Source organism: Aeromonas rivuli (genome assembly GCF_020149575.1).
In the GTDB taxonomy this organism is placed as follows: Bacteria; Pseudomonadota; Gammaproteobacteria; order Enterobacterales; family Aeromonadaceae; genus Aeromonas; species Aeromonas rivuli.
In genome coordinates this window covers 1,493,295-1,513,981 of sequence record NZ_CP079742.1, presented here as the reverse complement: position 1 = coordinate 1,513,981, position 20,687 = coordinate 1,493,295, and the positions used below count along the sequence as shown (strand labels likewise).

Annotated in this window: 19 protein-coding genes and 1 other RNA gene; 9 read left to right on the top strand and 11 right to left on the bottom strand. The window is 61.7% G+C overall.

What is annotated here, in order from left to right; translation table 11 throughout:
• Positions 1 to 2: 2 nt before the first annotated feature.
• Together KYK33_RS07175 and KYK33_RS07170 are read right to left on the bottom strand one after the other, a co-directional pair.
• Complete coding sequence (locus tag KYK33_RS07175) at positions 3 to 362, bottom strand: RnfH family protein (RefSeq protein WP_224432536.1); 360 nt, start codon at positions 360 to 362, stop codon at positions 3 to 5.
• Between the two features lie 98 nt (positions 363 to 460).
• Positions 461 to 895 (bottom strand): SRPBCC family protein, encoded by a 435-nt coding sequence (locus KYK33_RS07170; protein WP_224432535.1) that lies wholly within the window; start codon positions 893 to 895, stop codon positions 461 to 463.
• A gap of 251 nt (positions 896 to 1,146) precedes the next feature.
• On the opposite strand from KYK33_RS07170, the gene smpB reads away from it, so the two are divergent.
• Together smpB and ssrA are read left to right on the top strand one after the other, a co-directional pair.
• Positions 1,147 to 1,635, top strand: coding sequence for an SsrA-binding protein SmpB (gene smpB / locus KYK33_RS07165; RefSeq protein ID WP_042043909.1), 489 nt, complete (start codon positions 1,147 to 1,149; stop codon positions 1,633 to 1,635).
• A gap of 222 nt (positions 1,636 to 1,857) precedes the next feature.
• Positions 1,858 to 2,217: a transfer-messenger RNA gene (gene ssrA / locus KYK33_RS07160) on the top strand.
• 170 nt (positions 2,218 to 2,387) lie between these two features.
• Here the strand turns inward: ssrA and KYK33_RS07155 are convergent.
• Together KYK33_RS07155 and KYK33_RS07150 are read right to left on the bottom strand one after the other, a co-directional pair.
• Entirely contained in the window at positions 2,388 to 5,534 is a 3,147-nt protein-coding gene (locus KYK33_RS07155; RefSeq protein ID WP_224432534.1) for an efflux RND transporter permease subunit, read from the bottom strand.
• 17 nt (positions 5,535 to 5,551) lie between these two features.
• The gene (locus tag KYK33_RS07150) at positions 5,552 to 6,724 is read right to left on the bottom strand and encodes an efflux RND transporter periplasmic adaptor subunit (protein WP_042043904.1); all 1,173 of its coding nucleotides are present in this window, start codon (positions 6,722 to 6,724) and stop codon (positions 5,552 to 5,554) included.
• Positions 6,725 to 6,884: 160 nt separating this feature from the next.
• On the opposite strand from KYK33_RS07150, the gene KYK33_RS07145 reads away from it, so the two are divergent.
• The 3 genes from KYK33_RS07145 (at position 6,885) to KYK33_RS07135 (ending at position 9,640) form a co-directional block, all read left to right on the top strand.
• Positions 6,885 to 7,523, top strand: coding sequence for a TetR family transcriptional regulator (locus tag KYK33_RS07145; protein ID WP_224432533.1), 639 nt, complete (start codon positions 6,885 to 6,887; stop codon positions 7,521 to 7,523).
• Between the two features lie 118 nt (positions 7,524 to 7,641).
• Positions 7,642 to 8,190, top strand: a complete 549-nt coding sequence (locus KYK33_RS07140; RefSeq protein WP_224432532.1) for a class I SAM-dependent methyltransferase — start codon at positions 7,642 to 7,644, stop codon at positions 8,188 to 8,190.
• A gap of 280 nt (positions 8,191 to 8,470) precedes the next feature.
• Entirely contained in the window at positions 8,471 to 9,640 is a 1,170-nt protein-coding gene (locus KYK33_RS07135; RefSeq protein ID WP_224432531.1) for a dicarboxylate/amino acid:cation symporter, read from the top strand.
• 67 nt (positions 9,641 to 9,707) lie between these two features.
• Here the strand turns inward: KYK33_RS07135 and KYK33_RS07130 are convergent, their stop codons facing one another.
• From KYK33_RS07130 to rnm, 7 genes are all read right to left on the bottom strand, one after another.
• A complete protein-coding gene (locus KYK33_RS07130) occupies positions 9,708 to 10,076 on the bottom strand; it encodes a glyoxalase superfamily protein (protein WP_224432530.1) in 369 nt (122 codons plus the stop codon).
• Positions 10,077 to 10,104: 28 nt separating this feature from the next.
• Entirely contained in the window at positions 10,105 to 10,974 is an 870-nt protein-coding gene (gene tesB, locus KYK33_RS07125; protein WP_224432529.1) for an acyl-CoA thioesterase II, read from the bottom strand.
• Positions 10,975 to 11,153: 179 nt separating this feature from the next.
• Positions 11,154 to 12,077 (bottom strand): 23S rRNA pseudouridine(2605) synthase RluB, encoded by a 924-nt coding sequence (gene rluB, locus KYK33_RS07120; protein WP_042040305.1) that lies wholly within the window; start codon positions 12,075 to 12,077, stop codon positions 11,154 to 11,156.
• 142 nt (positions 12,078 to 12,219) lie between these two features.
• Entirely contained in the window at positions 12,220 to 12,792 is a 573-nt protein-coding gene (gene scpB, locus KYK33_RS07115) for an SMC-Scp complex subunit ScpB (RefSeq protein WP_042040304.1), read from the bottom strand.
• 206 nt (positions 12,793 to 12,998) lie between these two features.
• Positions 12,999 to 13,823 (bottom strand): segregation and condensation protein A, encoded by an 825-nt coding sequence (locus KYK33_RS07110; RefSeq protein ID WP_042040301.1) that lies wholly within the window; start codon positions 13,821 to 13,823, stop codon positions 12,999 to 13,001.
• A 31-nt stretch (positions 13,824 to 13,854) separates the two neighbouring features.
• Entirely contained in the window at positions 13,855 to 14,475 is a 621-nt protein-coding gene (locus KYK33_RS07105) for an L-threonylcarbamoyladenylate synthase (protein ID WP_042040300.1), read from the bottom strand.
• A gap of 82 nt (positions 14,476 to 14,557) precedes the next feature.
• Positions 14,558 to 15,445: an RNase RNM gene (gene rnm, locus KYK33_RS07100; protein ID WP_042040299.1), complete on the bottom strand. Its 888-nt coding sequence runs from the start codon at positions 15,443 to 15,445 to the stop codon at positions 14,558 to 14,560.
• A gap of 433 nt (positions 15,446 to 15,878) precedes the next feature.
• Here rnm and KYK33_RS07095 point away from each other — a divergent pair, with 433 nt between their 5' ends.
• From KYK33_RS07095 to trpCF, 4 genes are all read left to right on the top strand, one after another.
• Positions 15,879 to 17,492: an anthranilate synthase component 1 gene (locus KYK33_RS07095; RefSeq protein ID WP_224432528.1), complete on the top strand. Its 1,614-nt coding sequence runs from the start codon at positions 15,879 to 15,881 to the stop codon at positions 17,490 to 17,492.
• Between the two features lie 102 nt (positions 17,493 to 17,594).
• On the top strand, positions 17,595 to 18,194 hold the full coding sequence (locus tag KYK33_RS07090) for an aminodeoxychorismate/anthranilate synthase component II (protein WP_224432527.1): 600 nt from the start codon (positions 17,595 to 17,597) through the stop codon (positions 18,192 to 18,194).
• 10 nt (positions 18,195 to 18,204) lie between these two features.
• Positions 18,205 to 19,218 (top strand): anthranilate phosphoribosyltransferase, encoded by a 1,014-nt coding sequence (trpD, locus tag KYK33_RS07085; protein ID WP_224432526.1) that lies wholly within the window; start codon positions 18,205 to 18,207, stop codon positions 19,216 to 19,218.
• Positions 19,219 to 19,262: 44 nt separating this feature from the next.
• On the top strand, positions 19,263 to 20,678 hold the full coding sequence (gene trpCF / locus KYK33_RS07080; protein ID WP_396021382.1) for a bifunctional indole-3-glycerol-phosphate synthase TrpC/phosphoribosylanthranilate isomerase TrpF: 1,416 nt from the start codon (positions 19,263 to 19,265) through the stop codon (positions 20,676 to 20,678).
• Positions 20,679 to 20,687: the final 9 nt, after the last annotated feature.

The window sequence follows — 20,687 nt, the reverse complement described above, 5'->3', positions numbered from 1 at the left end:
GATCAGCTTGATTCACCATCGTCCTGCTTGCGGTGCACATCGGGACGGCCCCCCGTCACCACATCGGCTCGCCCCTCCTCTTTGGCCTTTTCGGCCCGCTTCTTGCGCATCTCTTTGGGATCGGCGGTGAGCGGTCGGTAGATCTCGATGCGATCGCCGTCCTGCAGCAGATCCGAGCCCTTGGCCAGGCGGCTATAGATGCCCAGCTTGTTGACCGCCAGGTCTATCTCCGGGTGCTTGGCCAGGATACCCGACTGCTCGATGGCGGCCTGCACGCTTGTACCGGCCCCCACCCGCAACGCCAGCACAGTCTGTCTGTCCGGCAGGGCGTAGACCACTTCAATATTGAGCGCATCAGGCATCTTGAGGCTCCCTGTCGCGGTGAGAGAGCACCGGCAGCCCGGTGTGAGCCCAAGCCCCATGGCCCGACAGGAGGTGGCGCAGCATCACATTCAGTGGCTCAGACACCGTACACCACCTTGGCGCGCTGGGAAAACGCCAGCACCATGGAGCCCACCAGATCGCGGAAGATCTGTCCGAATGCCAGCTCAATCAGCCTGGAGGTAAATTCAAAATCGAGATCGAACTCCACCTTGCAGGCATCCACGTCCAGCGGGGTGAAGGTCCACCAGCCCGCCAGCTTGCGAAAAGGGCCATCGACCAGCTCCATCTTGATCTGGCGATTGGCATCGAGTTGGTTGCGGGTGGTGAAGGTCTTGGCGATACCCGCCTTGGCCACATCCACGGAGGCGGTCATAAAGTCCTCGCCACTCTCATGCACGCGGCTGCCGACACAGCCCGGCAGAAATTCGGGATACGCATCCACATCATTGACCAGCCGGAACATCTGCTCGGCACTGAACATCACCAGGGCACTACGGGTAATACGGGGCATGGGGTTTCCTCATCCAATCCCCGGGATTTTATCACCATATCGCCGAAAATCACCGCCGAAACTGCTCATAAAACCGCCACTCGAGCAATTATGCGTTTTAGCGCCGCCCTCACCCCCCCCTCTAAATCACCTTGCCAGCCAAAATCACCCCGGAACTGCTCATAAAGTCATCATTCGAGCGGTTGCGCGTTTTACAGCCGCCGCCACCCACGTATAATGCGGCTTCCAAGTCATCGCCGAAGGCGCCCGTCATGAGCAAAAACAACAGTAAAAACAAAGCCGGGTCCAGCACTATTGCCCTCAATAGAGCCGCGCGCCACGAATACTTCATCGAAGAAAAAGTAGAAGCCGGTCTGGCGCTGCAAGGGTGGGAAGTCAAATCCCTGCGGGCAGGCAAGGCCAACATCAGCGAAGCCTATGTTATCTTCTTGCAGGGAGAGGCCTTCTTGTTTGGCGCAAGCTTCCTGCCGCTCAATGCCGCCTCCAGCCATGTGGTATGCGATCCGACTCGCACCCGCAAGCTGCTGCTCAGCCGCCGCGAGATCGACCGGCTCGAGAGCCTGACCGCTCGCCAGGGTTACACCATAGTGCCCTTGGCACTCTACTGGAAAGAGTGCTGGGTCAAGGTGGAAATCGGCCTGGTGAAAGGCAAGAAAGAGCACGACAAGCGCGAAGACACCAAGGCTCGTGAGTGGGATCGCGAGAAGTCGCGCATCATGAAAAACAAGCGCTTGGGCTGATCTCAAGGCAATAAGCCAAGAATCAAGCTCACCGTCACGCCGGGCCCATGGGTCCGGCGTGTTGCTTTGTATGGCTCACTTTTTTGGACGGGGGTTCAACTCCCCCCAGCCCTGATTAGCAATAACGACCATTAAATCAGCAAACACAACGTCAATTCAGTTCATTGTCCGCCAACGCCTTGCCATGGCTGGTTTTTTGCGTACAATCCCAATGGACAACTTGGGGCTGATTCTGGATTCGACAAGATTCACGAAACCCAAGGTGCATGCCGAGGTGCGGTAGGCCTCGTTAATAAACCGCAAAAAAATAGTCGCAAACGACGAAAACTACGCACTCGCAGCTTAATAACCTGCGCTGAGCCCTTCTACCCTAGCTTGCCTGTGTCCTAGGGAATCGGAAGGTCATCCTTCACAGGATCGTGTGGAAGTCCTGCTCGGGGCGGAAGCATTAAAACCAATCGAGCTAGTCAGTACGTGGCGTGTCTCTCCGCAGCGTGTTGGCGAATGTAAAGAGTGACTAAGCATGTAGTACCGAGGATGTAGTAATTTTGGACGGGGGTTCAAATCCCCCCAGCTCCACCAAACGTTTGGAAAGGGCCACTTCGAAAGAAGTGGCCCTTTTTCTATGCTCAACGCCTGGGGTAAGGCAGCAAGTTGGCATGGCGCCAATAGAAAGAGGGAGGCACAGGCCTCCCTCTTCTGTCTGTCATGCCCTCACTCAAGGTGATGGCCACTTGCTGAGTCCCATGGGCTTATGCCTGCTTGCTCGCTTTGATCTGCTCATCTGCCTCTGCATCTTTCTGCTTGGTGAAGTAACGCATCACCAGCACGAAGAAGAGCGGCACGAAGAAGATGGCAAGCACAGTGGCACTGATCATACCGCCCATGACGCCGGTGCCGATGGCGTTGCGGCTGCTGGCCCCCGCCCCGGTGCTGATGGCCAGCGGCAAGACCCCCAAGATGAAGGCCAGCGAGGTCATCAGGATTGGGCGCAGACGCAGGCGCGCCGCCTCCAGCACCGCCTCGCTCAAGCCCATCCCCTTGTCATAGAGCTCCTTGGCGAACTCGACGATGAGGATGGCGTTCTTGGCCGACAGCCCTATGGTGGTGAGCAGGCCGACCTGGAAGTAGACATCGTTCTCCAGCCCGCGCATGGTCGCCGCCAGAATGGCGCCCAATACCCCGAGCGGCACCACCAGCATGACCGAGAAGGGGATGCTCCAGCTCTCGTACAGGGCTGCCAGACAGAGGAAGACCACCAGCAGCGAGATGGCATAAAGCGCTGGCGCCTGGGAGCCGGCCTGACGCTCCTGGAAGGAGAGTCCGGTCCACTCCAGACCTATTCCCTCGGGCAGTTGTTTCACCATCTGCTCGATGGCTGCCATGGCATCCCCCGTACTCTTGCCGGGGGCCGCCTCACCGACGATCTCCATGGCGGAGACGCCGTTGTAACGCTCCAGACGAGGCGAACCATAACTCCACTGGGTGGTGGCAAAGGCCGAGAAAGGCACCATCTTCCCTTCGCTGTTGCGCACATACCACAGCTTGAGATCTTCCGGGTTCATCCGGAAGGGCGCATCCGCCTGCAGGTAGACCTTCTTGACCCGGTTGCGATCCATGAAGTCATTGACATAGGAGGAGCCCCAGGCCGCCGACAGCGTGCTGTTGATGTCGCTCACGGTCAGCCCCTGAGCCAGGGCCTTCTCGTAATCAATCTTGATGTCGAGCTGGGGGGTATCTTCCATCCCGTTCGGGCGCACCCGCACCAGATTGGGATCCTGCGCCGCCATGCCGAGCAGCTGGTTGCGCGCCGCCATCAACTTCTCGTGACCCAGACCCGCCCTGTCTTGCAGGAAGAAGTCGAAGCCGGTGGCCGTGCCGAGTTCGGGGATGGGAGGCAAGTTGAAGGCGAAGACCTGAGCCTCCTTGATGCTGAACAGATAGCCCATGGCGCGGCCTATGATGGCATTGGCGCTGCGCTCGGGGGTGTCACGCTCTTTCCAGTCTTTGAGCTTGATGAACGCCATGCCGCTGTTCTGGCCGCTACCGGCGAAGCTGAAGCCCGCCACCGTCAGCACGGAGTCCACATTCTCCTTTTCAGTCTCGAGGAAGTAGTCACGCATCTCGGCAAGCACGGCCTCGGTGCGCTGTTTGGTCGCCCCGACCGGCAGCTGCACCATGGACATGATGACCCCCTGATCCTCTTCGGGCAGGAAGGAGGTCGGCAGGCGCAGGAAGAGCACGGCCAGCACCACCAGCATCCCCAGATAGATGATGCTGTAGCGCGCCCCTTGCTTGATGACCTTGCCCACACCGCGCTGATAGCGATCGGCACCGGCGTCAAACACCCGGTTGAACCAGCCGAACAGGCCGCGATGGCTGGCATGTTCGCCATGCTTCATCGGCTTGAGCAGGGTCGCGCACAGGGCCGGGGTCAGGATCAGGGCCACCAGCACGGAGAGCACCATGGCCGAGACGATGGTCAGGGAGAACTGGCGATAGATGGCGCCGGTTGAGCCGCCAAAGAAAGCCATGGGCACGAACACGGCGGAGAGCACCAGGGCAATCCCTACCAGGGCGCCGGTGATCTGATCCATGGACTTGCGGGTCGCCTCCAGGGGGGATAGCCCCTCTTCGCTCATCAGGCGCTCCACGTTCTCCACCACCACGATGGCGTCATCGACCAGCAAGCCGATGGCCAGCACCATGCCGAACATGGTGAGGGTGTTGATGGAGAAGCCGAACGCCGCCATGACCCCGAAGGTCCCCAGCAGTACCACGGGCACGGCGATGGTCGGGATCAGGGTGGCCCGGAAGTTCTGCAAGAAGAGGTACATGACGCAGAACACCAGGATGATGGCCTCAATCAGGGTCTGCACCACCTCCTCGATGGAGATCTGCACGAAGGGGGTGGTGTCATAGGGATAGACCACCTTCATGTTCGCCGGGAAGTACTGGGAGAGCTCGTCTATCTTGGCCTTCACATGCTCGGCGGTATCCAGGGCGTTGGCACCGGTTGCCAGCTTGATGGCGATGGCCGAGGTGGGTTGGCCGTTGTAGAGCGCCTCGGCGTCATAGTTCTCGCCGCCCAGCTCGACCCGGGCCACGTCCTTGAGCCGCACCTTGGAGCCATCCTGATTGACCCGCAGCAAGATGTCGTTGAACTCCTCCACGGTCGAGAGCCGGGTCTGGCCCATGATGGTGGCGGTAAATTGCTGATCGTTCACCGAGGGGGTGCCCCCCAGTTTACCGAAGGCCACCTGGGCGTTCTGGCTCTGGATGGCTGCCTGAATGTCGGCCGGGGTCAGTTGCACCCGATTGAGACGATGCGGATCCAGCCAGACACGCATCGAGTACTGACTGCCGAACAGGGTAATGTCCCCCACCCCGTCCAGCCGGCTCAGGGGCTCCTTGATGTTGCTCACCACATAATCGGAGAGATCATCGTTGCTCATCTTGCCATCGCTGGAGATGAAGCCCGCCACCATCAGGAAGCTGCTGGAGGTCTTCTGCACCCGGATGCCTTGCTGTTGCACCTCCTGGGGCAGCAGTGACATGGCCTGTTGCAGCTTGTTTTGCACCTGCACCTGGGCGATATCGGGATCCGTGCCCGGCTTGAAGGTCAGGGTGACCGACACGTTGCCAGCCGAATCACTCTGGGAAGACATGTAGAGCAGGTGATCCAGCCCCGTCATGTTCTGCTCGATGATCTGGGTCACCGAATCTTCCACCGTCTTGGCGGAAGCGCCCGGGTAGCTGGCCGAGATCCCCACGGCCGGCGGCGCTATGGTGGGGTACTGGGAGACCGGCAAGGTCAAGATGGCCAGGCCCCCCGCCAGCATGATCACCAAGGCGATCACCCAGGCGAATATGGGTCTATCTATAAAAAATCGTGCCATGAGGCGACTACTCCATCCTACTTGTTAGCCGGGGCGACTTGCGCCTGCACGGACTGCTCACTGGGCGCCACCTCGGCACCTGGCCTGACCTTCTGCAGACCGGCGACGATGACCCGCTCACCGGCCTTGAGACCGGACTCCACCACCCAATTGCTGCCAACGATGCGACTGATGTGAATATCTCGCAGCTCGACCTTGTTGTCGGGGGTGACCACCATGACAGTGGCGCCACCATTGGGGGTGCGAGTCACGGCGGTCTGGGGCACCAGCAGGCCCTGGCTGCGCTCACCCTCTTTCAAGGTGGCGCGCATGAACATGCCGGGCAGCAGCAGCTGCTGCGGGTTCGGCACTATCACCCTCAAAGTCACCATGCCGGTGGTCTCGTCCACGCTGACATCGGAGAACTGCAGCTCGCCGGATTCACCGTAGGCGCTGCCATCTTCAAGCAGGAAACTTACCTTGGTATTATCGGCCTGACCCGAGGTCAGCTTGCCCGCCTCGACCTGACGCTTGAGACGCAGCAGATCGGCGGTGGACTGGCTCACGTCCACGTACATGGGATCGAGCTGCTGGATAGTGGTCAGGGCCGCGGCTTGCTGGGCGGTGACCAGGGCGCCTTCGGTCACGGCGGAGCGGCCGATACGGCCGCTGATGGGGGCCGTGATACGGGTGTAGTCGAGGTTGATCTCGGCGCTCTGTAGCGCGGCCCTGGCGGCGCCTATCTCGGCAAGTTGCTGCTTCCAGGCGGCATCGGCATCATCAAATTCCTGGCGGCTGATGGCCTTGACCTTGACCAGCTCGCCGTAGCGCTGGGCCTTGAGACGGGCGCTGCGCTCGTTGGCCTGGGCCTTGGCCAGATTGGCCGCGGCCGAGGCCACATTGGCCTGATAGACGGCGGGGTCAATCTGATAGAGCAGCTGGCCAGCCTTGACGTCAGAGCCTTCGGTAAAGAGACGCTTGAGCACGATACCGCTCACCTGGGGACGTACTTCGGCGATGCGCAGGGCGGCGGTACGACCGGTCAGCTCGGTGGTGAGCTGCAAGGGGCCAGTGTGTAGCGTGGTCACTTCGACGGCGGTGGGCGGCATCGGGGCCTGGGCCTGAGCGGCCTCTTTATCACCACAGCCCGCCAGCCATCCGGCTGCCAACAAGGCCAGCCCGACCGAACGGGCAATTTTATTTTTATGCATGGAGCACCTGATCCTCTGTCTGCTTACGAACAACCATTCAGGGGGCATTAGGCCCCCATTGGTAAAGTCGGTTGAGATGGGGCAATATACATACATCCACGAATGTATGTATATTGGTTTTTGTTATTATCACCACCCTTTTTGGACTAAGCGAACCACGATGGCCAGACGCACAAAAGAAGAAGCTCAGCAGACCCGTTGCCACATCATGAACACGGCGCTGGATCTGTTTTGCCATCGGGGCCTGGCCAAGACCAGTCTGACCGATATCGCCAAGGCGGCGGATCTCACGCGGGGCGCCATCTACTGGCACTTCAAAAACAAGGAAGAGCTGTTTATCTCTCTGTGGCAGGAGCTGTGCGAGCCCCTCTCCCATCAGCTCGATGCCAGCCTCAATCCCGATGAACCGGATCCCCTCGGCCGGCTGCGATTCTTCCTGCACAACGCGCTGCTCAAGATCACCCGCGATCCGGGTCACCGCCAGATGTTCACCATCATGTACAGCCTGGAGACCATAGAGATAGAAGGGGAAGCCTTCACCCTGCGCGAGCACATCCACAAGGAGTCACGCCGTTTCGCCCAGGACATAGAACGATCTCTCGCCAATGGGGTGAAGCACGGTCAGCTGCCCTCCACGCTGGATCTGACCCGGGCGGCCACCCTGCTGCACTGCACCCTGGATGGCTATATCCTCAACTGGCTGCACTTCCCAGAGCGCATCGATCTGGCCCGGGAAGCCGACTACCTGCTCGACAGCCTCTTCCTGCAACTCCGCCACCTGCCCGCCCGGTGTGACTGAGCGCCAGAGGATGCTCCGGCAATCCACACCCTGAAGAGAGGTGCCGCAGGGCGGATCTGGCCCTCTGCCCCCTCCCCTTGATACCATGGCCTTCTCTCTCTATTGCCCCGAGCCCCCGATGCCAGCTGCTCTCGATCTCCTCCCCCGTGCCTCCCTCCATCACAGCTTCTGCCATGAGCTGGCCCCCGGCGCGCATCTGCTCGATGCGGGTTGTGGCGAGGGGCTGGATGCCCGCCATTTCCAGCAAAGGGGCTATGTGGTGAGTGCCATCGAGGTTGATATCACCCTGGCCAGGCGCGCTTCGCGTCATGCGGAGTTACCGGTGCGAGTCGGCGACATCAGTACGCTGCACACAGTGGTGCCCTTTGATGGCATCTGGGCCTGTGATCTGCTTCCTCATCTGCCAGCCTGCCAGCGGGCATTGATGCTGACCAGGCTGGCCGCCTTGCTCAAGACCGGGGGCATCCTCTACTGCAACATCCCTCTCGGTGAACGGCTGATCCTGCCAGCGGAGAGTGACCGCCCCGAGGCAGAGGCCAGGATGGATGCCGATGAGCTGGCACTGCTGAGCTCCCGCTCGCTGCATCTGATCCGGCAGTGGCAGGCTCCCCTGCCCCCGGATCCCGAGACCCGAATCTGGCGCCATCTGTTGCTGCGCAAGGGCTGACTCTGATCGATGGATGGGCTCGATCAGAGTCCGCTACCGACGACTCCTCTGGCCCGGATGAGTGGCGCCTCCGGCCTGGTATTACCTTGTCTTCACCGGCGGGCCAACCCAGGCCATCCGGCACCTGGCTCGTAACCACATCTATCGGATAGATGCATCCTTAACAATACTTAACACCACCATAACAAGGCATAGACAGACATAAGACTGCATATGTGTTAAAAAGCCGCACTAAATTCAGAAGACAATAACAAGTCAGACACTCATACCGGATCTGCCCATGAAACTCGTGCTCAAACTCCTCGCCGGCATCCTCGCCGGTCTGCTGCTCGGCCTCTATGCCCCCGACTGGGTCGCCCGTCTGCTGTTCACCGCCAAGACGGTGGTCGGCCAGCTGATTGGCTTCACCATTCCGCTCATCATCTTGTTCTTTATCACCAGCGGCATCGCCAGCTTGCCAAAGAACTCGGGCAAGCTGCTCGGCAAGACGGTGGCCCTGGCTTATGGCTCCACCATTTTGGCCGGCACCTTCGCCTTCACCCTGGCCAGTCGGCTGATCCCGACCCTGACCGAGGCCGCCACCACCAGCGCGGATCCAGCCAGCAAGCTGGTCTCCTATATCAGCATGGAGATACCACCGTTGTTCGGGGTCATGTCGGCCCTGGCCGCCGCCTTCATCTTCGGGATCGGCATCAGCGCCAATGAGGCCACTGACTTGCGTCGTATCGCCGATCAGGGCCGCGATATCATCGACCGCCTGCTGGCCCGGGTGATCATTCCCTTGCTGCCCATCTATATCGCCGGTGTCTTCGTGGAGATGACGGTGGAGGGCACCGTCTTCACCACCCTCAAGACCTTCGGGGTGGTGCTGGTGATGGCGATCCTGATGCACTGGATCTGGCTCTGTGTGCTGTTCGTCGGCACCGGGCTGGCCCTTGGCCGTTCGCCGCTCATGCTGCTCAAGAACATGCTGCCCGCCTACTTCACGGCCCTGGGCACCATGTCCAGCGCCGCCACCATCCCGGTGGCCCTGCGCGCCAGCCGTCAGAACGGGGTGAGCGAGGGGATTGCCAACTTTACCGTGCCCCTGTGCGCCACCATCCATCTGTGCGGCTCCACCATTACCCTGGTGACCTGTGCCACCGCCGTCATGTACCTCTCCGAACACCTGGCCATCCCGGGCTACGGCACCATGTTGCCCTTCATCATGATGCTTGGGGTCATCATGATAGCGGCGCCCGGCGCCCCGGGTGGCGGCGTCATGTCCGCCCTGGGCCTGCTCACCTCCATGCTCGGCTTCGGTGAGGCCTCCATCGCCCTGATGATCGCCCTCTACCTGGCCCAGGACAGCTTCGGCACCGCCTGCAACGTGACGGGAGACGGCGTCATCGCCCTCTGGGCCGATCGCTTCGCTCAGCGTGATAGCACCTCACGGTCTGAAGCAGCCTGACTCTGACGGTCATAAAAAACGGGAGCCAATGGCTCCCGTTTTTTATGACTCAGCTCCCCAGGTACCTTTACTCACTCAGAGGCTCGTTAAAGATGAGTCTGTTGCCGAAAGGATCCCAGATGGTCATCTCCCTGCTGCCCCAGGGCATGGTTTCGATGCCAGGTCTGGCATTGCCGTATGCTTTCGCCAACAAGTCGCCATGCAGCTCATCGAGCCGCTGAGTGCTCAGGCGCAGGGTCGCCCCCGGGCAGGCATCTCCATGATGCTCTGATAGGTGCAAGACCCAGTCTCCTCGGGAGAGCTGCACATAGAGCGGCAGCTCAGGGGCGAACCTGTGTTGCCAATCCAGGCTGAAACCGAGGAAATCGAGGTAGAAGCTACGCATCTTGGCCTCATCGAAGCTGCGCAGCACAGGGACTATTGCGGGCATTGTCATGGCTTGTTTCCGTCCATAGTCCCCATCATCACTTGCTCCCCCGGCGGCGGATCACCCCCTCCTGGGCGGTACTCGCCACCAGCACCCCGTCCCGGGTAAAGAACTGGCCGCGCACCAGACCACGGCCGGCGCTGGCGCTCGGGCTGTCCACCACATAGAGCAGCCAGTCATCGAGGCGGAAGTCCCGATGGAACCACATGGAGTGATCGATGGTGGCCACCTGTATGTCTGGTTCCCAGTAAGAGACGCCGTGAGGTTGCAGGGCGGCAAACAGGAAATGGAAATCCGAGGCGTAGGCCAGTAGGTACTTGTGCACCCTGGGATCATCCGGCATCTGGCCATTGGCCTTGAACCAGACGTGGCGCAGCGGCTCGTGGACATCCGGCCGGATCGGATCGACCAGGGTCACCGGGCGAATTTCGAGGGGCTTCTCGCACAGGATCTTGTCACGCAGAGCGGGCGGGATCTGATGCTCATAGGGACGCACCAGCTCCAGCTCGCTCTTGAGCAACTCGGGAGGCGTGATCCCCTCCGGCATGCTGATCTGATGCTCGAAGCCCTCGGCCTCGACTTGAAAGGAGGCGTTGAGGTAGAAGATGGGCTTGCCGCCCTGAATGGCCTTGACCCGGCGGGTGGAGACGGTCTGACCGTCGCGGATGTTCTCCACGTCGTAGACGATGGGTCTATTGGCATCCCCTGGGCGCAGAAAATAGGAGTGGAAGCTGTGTACCTGACGATCGGCGGCCACCGTCTGCTTGGCGGCGGACAACGCCTGCCCCATGACCTGCCCGCCGAACACGGCTCTCAGGCCGAGATCCTGGCTCTGGCCCCGAAACAGGCCCTCTTCGATCTTCTCCAGCGCCAGCAGTGCCAGCAGCTCATCCAGTACCTTGCTCATTAGTTTCTCCTGTATCCGATAGCCAAAGGCTAACAAGGAGCCAGGGCCGAGGCAACCTCCCTTTCCCGCGGACAGGGTTGAGGCGCACAGCCCCGGGCCCTGTGGCGCCCCCATAACGAACAGGGCCCGCACTGAGGAGTGCGGGCCCTGTTTTCGCGTCAGTCAGCATGACTGGCGGCTTACTTGCTGCCGGTACCCGAGTTGCGGGTCGAGGAGGTCGGCTTGCGACGGGCGCTCGCAGTGCGGGCACGGGGCTCCTGGCCTTGCATCTCTTTGTGGCGTTTGACGGCGCGGCGGATCTGGGCGGCCTGCTTGTGACGGGTGCTCTTGCCCTCTTGCTGCAGATCGACCTTGGATTCGGTCTCGTAGTTCATGTGGACCAAGCCGCGCAGGTAGTTCACTTCCTGCAGCTTGAGCTCTTTCCAGCCACCACGGGGGATGCCGCGATCCAGGGTGACGTCGCCGTAACGCACCCGCATCAGGCGGCTCACCTGCACTTCCTGGGATTCCCACAGGCGGCGCACTTCACGGTTGCGACCCTCGGTCAGGGTGACGTTGAACCACTGGTTCAGGCCTTCGCCACCGGCTGCCTTGATCTTGTTGAACTTGGCCAGACCATCTTCGAGCTGCACGCCCTTGCGCAGACGCTGCAGCATGGCCTCGGTGATCTCGCCAAACACCCGCACCGCGTATTCACGCTCCACCTGGTGGCTCGGGTGCATCAGGCGGTTGGCCAGTTCACCGTCAGTGGTGAACAGCAGCAGACCCGAGGTGTTGACGTCCAGACGACCGACCGCTATCCAGCGGGCACCATCCATCTTGGGCAGACGATCGAACACGGTCGGACGACCTTCCGGATCGTGGCGGGTACACATCTCCCCTTCTGGCTTGTGATACGCCAGCACACGGCAGATCTGCTCTTCGGCAGCACGGGTCTTGATCTGATGACCATCCACCCGGATCACGGCGTTCACTTCGACGCGATCTCCCAGTGTGGCAGCCTTGCCATCCACACTGACCCGACCTGCGGTGATCAGGGCCTCCATCTCACGACGGGAGCCGTGACCCGCGCGGGCCAACACTTTTTGCAGTTTTTCACTCATCGGGGTTACCTGATTGTTGTTCCCTGTCCGGCATGCCGGGCAAGGGTAATGACTGTGGTGGATCCCAGACGGGGATCCGCCACCGCTTCAATGATTAAGATACCGCACTCACCAGATCGCACCGCTCATTCGACCGGCTTGCTCAATGGGGAGCGCTCTCCTCGCCCAGCATGGCGGACAAGGGTTGTTGCAGTTCAGGATCCAGCTCGGGGAGCTGTTCCAGGCTCTGCAGATTAAAATAATCGAGAAATTCTCGGGTGGTGGCGAGCAGCTCGGGCCGACCCACCACCTCTTTGTGGCCTATGCTGCGCACCCAGCCACGCTCTTTCAGGGTATTCACTATCTGGCTAGAGACCGCCACCCCACGGATAGCTTCGATCTCGGCCCGGGTTATCGGCTGACGATAGGCAATCAGCGTCAACGTCTCCAGCACGGCCCGCGAGTAACGCGGCGCCCGCTCGCTCCACAGCCGGGAGAGCTCTTCGGCATACTCCTGGCGCGCCTGAAAACGCCAACCGGAGGCGACCTCCTTGAGCTCCACCCCCCGCTCGCTGTAATCCTGCTTGAGCTCAGCCAGCAGCAGCTGCACGTAACGGCTGGTCACCGGATAATCCGCCAGCACGCTGCCCTTGAGTTCGCTCACCGTCAAGGGCCGACCCGCCACGAACAGCGCCGCCTCGAGCAGGGTCTTGAGCCGTTCAGCAGGCAGGGCCATGACCACTCTCCTCCAGGCTTGTCAGACCGCGCTCGCCAAAGATGGCCGCAGCGCAAAAATCGCGGGGCGCAGCATACCACAAGTCGGCTGGCGAATTAATGAACTCTCGCGCGTGAATGATGACGATGGCCCCCGGCTCCCCTTCCGACGGGAGGGCCATGGCCGCCCCTGCCGCCATCGCGACGGGCAGGGCCAGCCACATTGACTCATTGCTCATGTCCGCTCGCCTCTTCTATCTGGCTCGCCAGGGCGAAATGGATAGGGCCCAGCGGCTCGGCCTGCAAGATCCAGATAAGCTGCTCCTTGCACAGCTCAAGCAGGGCCAGAAAACTGACCAGCACTCCCATGCGCCCCTCTTCGGCGCGCAGCACATCGGCCAGCTGCAGCGTCTGTCCCAGGGAGAGCAAGGCGAGAATTTCGGCCATGCGTACCCGGGTCGGGATCTGCTCGCGGCGGATCTGGTGATGCTCAAAATGCGTCGCGCGTTTTACCACACTTTGCATGTAGAGTGCGAGCTCGACCAGGGAGACATCGGGTGACAGCGGCTTGAGGGCGCCAAAGTCCGGTGGCAGGGCGGCGGCAATAAAAATCTCCCGCTCCACCCTGGGCAAGCCATCGAGCCGCTCGGCACCATGCTTGAAGCGCTCATACTCTTGCAGGCGGCGAATGAGAGTGACCCTGGGATCCTCCCCCTCGTCTTCGTCTTCCAGCTCGGGCGCCTTGGGCAACAGCAGCCGGGATTTTATCTCCGCAAGCCAGGCCGCCATCAGCAGATATTCGGCTGCCAGCTCCAGATTGAGCCCCTGCATCAGCTCCACATAGCGCATGTACTGGGTGGTGATCTGCAGGATCGGCAGGTTGAGAATATCGAGTTGCTGGCGACGGATCAGGTAGAGCAGCAGATCCAGCGGCCCCTCGAAGGTTTCGAGAAACACCTCCAGCGCATCCGGGGGGATGAAGAGATCCTGGGGCAGCTCATGATAGGGCTGCCCCAGTACGGTCGCGATGGGTGTGGCCACCATCGGCGTCATCTTCTCCCTCTCATGGGATGGTGCGCTGGCCTCATTCAAACGGAGTGGGATCTCCGGCGCCACGGCGGCGCACCACGGGGTCTTCGTCGGAGAAGTCGACCACAGTGGTCGGCTGCTCGCCGAGGTAACCGCCATTGAGCACCAGGTCCAGCTGCTTGCCGAGCTTGTCGGCGATCTCTTCCGGGTCAAACTCCGCCATCTCGGATCCTGCCAGGATCAGGCTGGTGGAGAGCAGCGGCTCACCGAGGGCCTCGAGCAGTGCCAGGGCAATGTTGTTGGCGGGCACCCGGATACCGATGGTCTTCTTCTTCTCGTTCATCAGGCGGCGCGGCACTTCCTTGGTCGCCTTGAAGATGAAGGTATAGGCACCCGGGGTATTGCTCTTGAGCAGACGAAACGCGCTGTTGTCCACCTTGGCATAGGTGGCTATCTCGGAGAGATCCCGGCACACCAGGGTGAAATCATGAGTGGGATCGATGCGGCGAATGCGGCAGATCCGCTCGAGAGCACCCTTGTCGCCCATGTGGCAGCCGAGGGCATAGCCCGAGTCGGTGGGATAAGCGATGACGCCACCATTTTGAATGATCTGCACCGCCTGGCTGATGAGACGGGCCTGGGGATTGTCTGGATGTACATAGAAATGCTGAGTCATATATTCCTCCCGGAATAGGGCAGGCTCATCCTGCCTTCAATACAATAGCCACTTTAGCACGCTGCCTATCGGCTGGCGCCACTCAGGTCGCACGGCTCGCCAACAAGCGCTGGTGCTCATCGCTGCTGAGTCCGAAATGGCCCGGATAGGCGAGCCAGAGCGGCGTGCCCTCCTTGGGCAGCCAGAGATGGCGGCCCAGCTCGGTCCAGTTGGACGGGAAGTGAAAATCAGAGCCGACCGACACATAGAGATCGTGATCCTTGGCCCACTGGCCCAGGTTGGCGCGCTCCCCCGGGCTCTGCTGGGGCAAGGAGACCTCCATGGCATCCCCCCCTGCGGCCTTGAACACCACCAGCAGCCGCTTGATCCACTTGGCGGTAAGATCATAACGGCTGGGATGGGCCAGCACCGCCAGGCCACCGGCACTGTGGATCACGGCGATCGCCGCCGCCATCTCGGGCCAATCGGCCGGGGCATAACCCTTGTTACCCCGGCTCAGGTATTTCTTGAACACCTTCTGCATGTTGTCGGCAATGCCGCGGGCCACCAGCACCCGGGCAAAATGGGCGCGAGTGACGGCGGCGTCGCCGGCCAGCTGCTTTGCCTCTTCATAGGTGCCGGGGATCTGGCACTTCTCCAGGCGCCGTCCAATCTCCTGGGCTCTGGCCTCGCGCCGGGCGAGCTGGGCCGCAAGAAAATCCATCAACAGTGGATTTTTTTCATCCACCCCCAACGCCACTATATGGATCTCGTTATGCTCCCAGGCGGTGGAGATCTCGACCCCGCTCACCAGCCGCAGCGGCAGCTGCTCGGCGGCGATGGTGGCGCGCACTTCGTCAAGTCCGGCGAGGGTATCGTGGTCAGTGACCGCCAACACCTCTACGCCCTTCTCGGCGGCGCGGCGCACCAGGTCCCTGGGCGCCAGCACACCGTCGGAGGCTGTGGTATGGCAGTGCAGATCGAATCGCATCGGCTATCTCGCTCACATGGTTCAGGGCGAATTGGCAAAAGCGACTTGACTTGGTCGCCGCTTTATCGTTTTCTGTAGGCACTTCGATGCCAAGGGCATCCACTCGAATGACAGTCACAGGACTCTATCATGCAAACGACAATCACCCTGAACGCAAACTGGTGGTGGCACATTCCCTGACATGCGGGCGTGTGGTCGTTGCTGTACCTGTAATCTGACAGCAAATAAAGAACACAAAGAAAAAGCCCGCTGACCCCAGCGGGCTTTTTTATTATCCGGTAAATGGACGCGTGATGAAACCGATTAAACAGACATGGCGATGGCAACCCGACTGAAGCGGACAAAACCCACTCAATTTCAAGGAATAGAACGTCATGACTCGCTGTTTTCAATCCATAGGCACACGCCAAGTACCATCGCAAGGGAAGGCCTTATGACTCGTTTATCCCTGGGCGAATTTGACGCCCTCAAGCTCAACGCCCCTTATGTGGCCGACCCGTTGGCCCTGTTCACCCGGCTCTGTCAGGAGAGCCCCAACACCCTGCTGCTCGAATCGGTGGAGATAGACTCCAAGGCGGGCACCCAGAGCCTGCTGCTGGTCGATGCCTGCCTGCGCATCGAGTGCCGGGGCCGCAGAGTGCAAGTGCGCCCCCTCAATGACAACGGCCCTGCGCTGCAAGCCTTGTTGCGCGCTCACCTGCCGACCTTCATCAGCCAGGCTGATGCCGATGGCGAACTGGTGCTGGATTTTCCCGCCTCGGATCGGGAGCTGGATGAAGATAGCCGCCTCAAGGGCTATGGCGTGCTGGACGTGTTGCGCACCCTGCAGCGCGAGCTGCACTGCCAACTCGGCAAAGAGGCGCTCTTCCTGGCGGGCACTTTTGCCTATGACCTGATTGCCTCCTTCGAAGATTTGCCCCAGGTGCCGGAGGGCAGCAACGACTGCCCCGACTACTGCTTCTATGTGGCCGAGACCCTGATCACCATCGATCACATCAAGCAGAGCACTCAGCTCAGCGCCTGCCTGTTTGGTGGCGAAGGGGATCTGGACGAGCGTTGTGCCCGGCTGACCGACCGCTTGGCGGCCCTCAAGCTGGCCTGCCAGCAGGACCTCGCCGTCACGCGGACCGCCCCCGTGCTGACGACGGGCATGAGCGTGGACAAGAACGACAAGCAGTTCTGCGCCGAAGTCGAGCGGCTCAAGGGCTTCATCCGTCGGGGCGACATCTTCCAGGTGGTGCCGTCGCGCAGTTTCTCCCTGCCCTGCCCCGACCCGCTCGCCGCCTATCGCCGCCTCAAGCAGACCAACCCCAGCCCCTACATGTTCTATGTGCAGGATGAGGGCTTCACCCTGTTTGGCGCCTCGCCGGAGAGCGCGGTCAAGTTCTGCGCCAAGAGCCGCGAGGTGGAGATGTACCCCATCGCCGGTACCCGCCGCCGTGGCCTCAACCCCGATGGCAGCATCAATCTGGATCTCGATGGCCGCATCGAGCTAGAACTGCGCCAGGACGAGAAGGAGGTCGCCGAGCACCTGATGCTGGTCGACTTGGGCCGCAACGACATCGCCCGCATCTCCGAGCCCGGCACCCGCTACGTGAAGGACTTGCTCAAGGTGGATCGCTACAGCCATGTGATGCACCTGGTCTCCCGGGTGGTCGGCACCCTGAGATCCGATCTGGATGCCCTGCACGCCTATCAGGCCTGCATGAACATGGGCACCCTGACCGGCGCCCCCAAGCTGCGGGCCAGTGAGCTGATCCGTGAGGTGGAAGGGCGCAGACGCGGCAGCTACGGCGGCGCCGTCGGCTACCTCAACGGCGCAGGGGAGATGGATACCTGCATCGTGATCCGCTCTGCCTTCGTCAAGAATGGCATCGCCCATGTCCAGGCCGGTGCCGGTGTGGTCTATGACTCCAAGCCCCAGATGGAGGCGGACGAGACCCGCGTCAAGGCTGCCGCCGTGCTGGCCGCCATCGCCGCCAGCCATGGCACCTCACTGCAAGCCCTGAGCGCCCAGCAGGAGCAACATAAGGACGTGAGCCAATGAGTACCGGATCAACAGCCACTAACATCTTCCTGCTCGATAACTTCGATTCGTTTATCTACAACACCTTGGCCGATCAGTTCCGTACTTCGAAGGAGCAGTCCCATGACTAACATCTTCCTGCTCGATAACTTCGACTCCTTTACCTACAACCTGGTGGATCAGTTCCGCACCCTCGGCTATCCGGTGCGCATCTATCGCAACAGCCTGCCGGCGACCCGCATCATGGCGGAGATAGAGTCCTGTGGTGGCGACGCCGTGCTGGTGCTCTCCCCGGGCCCTGGCGCCCCCCATGAGGCGGGCTGCCTGATTGATCTCATCAAGCTGGCCCGTGGCCGTGTGCCCATCCTCGGCATCTGCCTCGGCCATCAGGCCCTGTGCGAAGCCTATGGCGGCACCGTCGGCGCCGCCGGTGAAATTGTCCACGGCAAGCGTTCCCTGATAGAGCACAACGGCCACGGCGCCTTCGCCGGTCTGCCGAGCCCCCTGCCGGTGGCGCGCTACCACTCCCTGGTCGCCACCTATGTGCCGGAAGAGCTGCAGGTGATTGCCCACTATCAGGGCATGCCCATGGCCATCGAGCAACGGGACGAGCGAGTGCTCGGTTTCCAGTTCCATCCCGAGTCCATATTGACGTGCGAAGGGGCCCGCCTGCTCACCCAGGCCCTCGCCCATATCACCCGTCCAGTTAGTAGTGTGCGGTAAGGAGACCCTCATGCAGCATCATCTCAACACCCTCTATCAGGGACAGTCTCTCTCCCGCGACGAAGCCCGTGACGCCTTCGGTCAGGTGGTGCGCGGCGAAGTGGACCCCATAGTGCTCGCAAGCCTCTTGACTGCCCTCAAGCTCAAGGGCGAGACCCCCGAAGAGATAGCCGGCGCCGCCGAGGCGCTGCTGGCCGAGGCCCGGGATTTTCCGCGCCCCGATTACCCCTTTTGCGACATCGTCGGCACCGGCGGTGATGGCCTCAATACCATCAATGTCTCCACCACCTCGGCCCTGGTGGCCGCCGCCTGCGGCCTGAAAGTGGCCAAGCATGGCAACCGCTCGGTCTCAAGCAAGTCAGGCTCGAGCGATCTGCTCGACAAGATGGGCATCAGGCTCGACATGAGCCCGGCCCAGGCCCGCCGCTGCCTCGATGAGCTCGGTATCTGCTTCCTGTTCGCCCCCCAGTACCACGCCGGGGTACGCCATGCCATGCCGGTGCGCCAGGCGCTCAAGACCCGCACCCTGTTCAATGTGCTGGGCCCCCTCATCAACCCCGCCCGCCCCACCTATCAGCTGATAGGGGTCTATGCCCCCGAGCTGGTGCGCCCCATCGCCGAAACCCTGCTGGCCTTGGGATTGAAAACCGGTATGGTGGTGCACGGCGCGGGCCTGGACGAAGTAGCCATTCACGGCCCGACCCAGGTCGCCGAGATCCGCGATGGCGAGATTCGTGAGTACTTGCTCACCCCGGCCGATTTCGGGCTCGATACCTACCCGGTCAGCGCTATTCAGGGGGGCGAGCCGGAAGAGAACCGGGCCATCACCGCCGCCATCCTGGCAGGAGAAGGCACCCAGGCCCACAATGCCGCCATCGCCGCCAACGTGGCCCCGCTGCTGGTGATGGCAGGCAAGGCCCCGGACCTCAAGCGTGCCGCCGCCCAGGTACTGGCCAAGCTCGCCAGCGGCGAAACCAGCGCCCTCGCCCAGGCGCTGGCCACCCTGAGCCATCAGGAGGCATGATGTCAGCGGGACTCAACACAACTAATCGCAGCAAGGATATCGAAATGCTTAACCACCCCTCCCTGAGCCAGACCATTCTCGGCAACATTGTGGCTGCCAAGCAGGAGTGGGTGGCGGCCCGCAAACTGGCCCAGCCCCTCGCAAGCTTCCAGGGTGCGCTGCTGCCCAGTGACCGCGATTTTGAGGGGGAACTGCGGGCAGGCGGCACTCGCTTTATTCTCGAATGCAAGAAGGCCTCTCCCTCCAAAGGCTTAATCCGCGACGACTTCAGCCCCGAAGCCATCGCCGATATTTATGGCAAATACGCCACCGCCATCTCGGTACTGACCGACGAGAAATTCTTTCAGGGGGATTTCGCCTTCCTGCCCAGAGTCAGGGCCAGGGTCAAGCAACCCGTGCTCTGCAAGGACTTCATGATAGATCCCTATCAGGTCTATCTGGCCCGCCACTATCAGGCGGACGCCATCCTCTTGATGCTCTCGGTGCTGACCGATGAGGGGTATCGCAGCCTGTTCGCCGTCGCCAGGGAGCTGGGCCTCGGGGTCTTGACCGAGGTGAGCAACGAAGAGGAGCTGGATCGCGCCATCGCGCTGGGCTCGCCAGTGATCGGCATCAACAACAGAGACCTGCGGGACATGAGCGTGAGCCTGGATCGTACCCGCCAGCTGGCGGCGCGGATCCCAGGGGATCGGGTGGTCATCAGCGAGTCCGGCATCCAGGATCGCAGCCAGGTCGCCGACCTGCGTCACCATGCCAAGGGCTTCCTGGTGGGCTCCTCCCTGATGAGCGAATCCGACCTGGAAGGGGCGGTGCGAAGGCTCACCCTGGGCCAGAACAAGGTGTGCGGCCTGACCCGCGCCGAGGATGCCGCCGCCGCCCACCAGGCCGGCGCCGTGTTTGGCGGCCTCATCTTCGTGGCCAAGAGCCCGCGCTATGTGGATATCCCGAGCGCCCGCACCGTGATGGCTGGCGCACCGCTCAGCTACGTGGGGGTATTTCGCAATGCCCAGCCCCAGACCATCGCCAAGACGGTCGAGGCCCTCGGGCTCGTCGCCGTGCAGTTGCACGGGGAGGAGGACGCCGCCTATATCGAGGCGCTGCGCCCCCTGTTGCCCGTCCACTGCGAGATCTGGAAGGCGGTCGGCATCACTCTCGATAAGGCAAGTGGCGAGCCGCTGCCCCTCGACTTCCCGGCGGATCGCCTGCTGCTCGACACCGTCGTGAAAACGGCAGTCGGCAGCCAGAGCGGTGGCACCGGCCAGGCCTTCGACTGGACAGTGCTCGACGGGCTAGACAAGTCCCGGCTGATGCTGGCCGGTGGGCTCAATCCGGACAATGCCCTGAGCGCAGCCCAGGTCGGTTGCCTGGGCCTCGATTTCAACTCCGGGGTCGAAAGCGCCCCCGGCCAGAAAGATGCCAGCAAGCTTGAGGCCGCCTTTGCCGCCCTCAGGCAGCTCTAAGCTCTCGCT

Coding starts and splice junctions, on each gene's coding strand:
- KYK33_RS07110 (WP_042040301.1), bottom strand. CDS start 13,823: ATGACGCCGATGGTGGCCACACCCATCGCGACCGTACTGGGGCAGCCC.
- KYK33_RS07105 (WP_042040300.1), bottom strand. CDS start 14,475: ATGACTCAGCATTTCTATGTACATCCAGACAATCCCCAGGCCCGTCTC.
- trpD (WP_224432526.1), top strand. CDS start 18,205: ATGCAGCATCATCTCAACACCCTCTATCAGGGACAGTCTCTCTCCCGC.
- KYK33_RS07130 (WP_224432530.1), bottom strand. CDS start 10,076: ATGACAATGCCCGCAATAGTCCCTGTGCTGCGCAGCTTCGATGAGGCC.
- trpCF (WP_396021382.1), top strand. CDS start 19,263: ATGCTTAACCACCCCTCCCTGAGCCAGACCATTCTCGGCAACATTGTG.
- KYK33_RS07140 (WP_224432532.1), top strand. CDS start 7,642: ATGCCAGCTGCTCTCGATCTCCTCCCCCGTGCCTCCCTCCATCACAGC.
- KYK33_RS07170 (WP_224432535.1), bottom strand. CDS start 895: ATGCCCCGTATTACCCGTAGTGCCCTGGTGATGTTCAGTGCCGAGCAG.
- KYK33_RS07090 (WP_224432527.1), top strand. CDS start 17,595: ATGACTAACATCTTCCTGCTCGATAACTTCGACTCCTTTACCTACAAC.
- KYK33_RS07095 (WP_224432528.1), top strand. CDS start 15,879: ATGACTCGTTTATCCCTGGGCGAATTTGACGCCCTCAAGCTCAACGCC.
- KYK33_RS07150 (WP_042043904.1), bottom strand. CDS start 6,724: ATGCATAAAAATAAAATTGCCCGTTCGGTCGGGCTGGCCTTGTTGGCA.
- KYK33_RS07145 (WP_224432533.1), top strand. CDS start 6,885: ATGGCCAGACGCACAAAAGAAGAAGCTCAGCAGACCCGTTGCCACATC.
- KYK33_RS07155 (WP_224432534.1), bottom strand. CDS start 5,534: ATGGCACGATTTTTTATAGATAGACCCATATTCGCCTGGGTGATCGCC.
- rluB (WP_042040305.1), bottom strand. CDS start 12,077: ATGAGTGAAAAACTGCAAAAAGTGTTGGCCCGCGCGGGTCACGGCTCC.
- smpB (WP_042043909.1), top strand. CDS start 1,147: ATGAGCAAAAACAACAGTAAAAACAAAGCCGGGTCCAGCACTATTGCC.
- rnm (WP_042040299.1), bottom strand. CDS start 15,445: ATGCGATTCGATCTGCACTGCCATACCACAGCCTCCGACGGTGTGCTG.
- tesB (WP_224432529.1), bottom strand. CDS start 10,974: ATGAGCAAGGTACTGGATGAGCTGCTGGCACTGCTGGCGCTGGAGAAG.
- scpB (WP_042040304.1), bottom strand. CDS start 12,792: ATGGCCCTGCCTGCTGAACGGCTCAAGACCCTGCTCGAGGCGGCGCTG.
- KYK33_RS07175 (WP_224432536.1), bottom strand. CDS start 362: ATGCCTGATGCGCTCAATATTGAAGTGGTCTACGCCCTGCCGGACAGA.
- KYK33_RS07135 (WP_224432531.1), top strand. CDS start 8,471: ATGAAACTCGTGCTCAAACTCCTCGCCGGCATCCTCGCCGGTCTGCTG.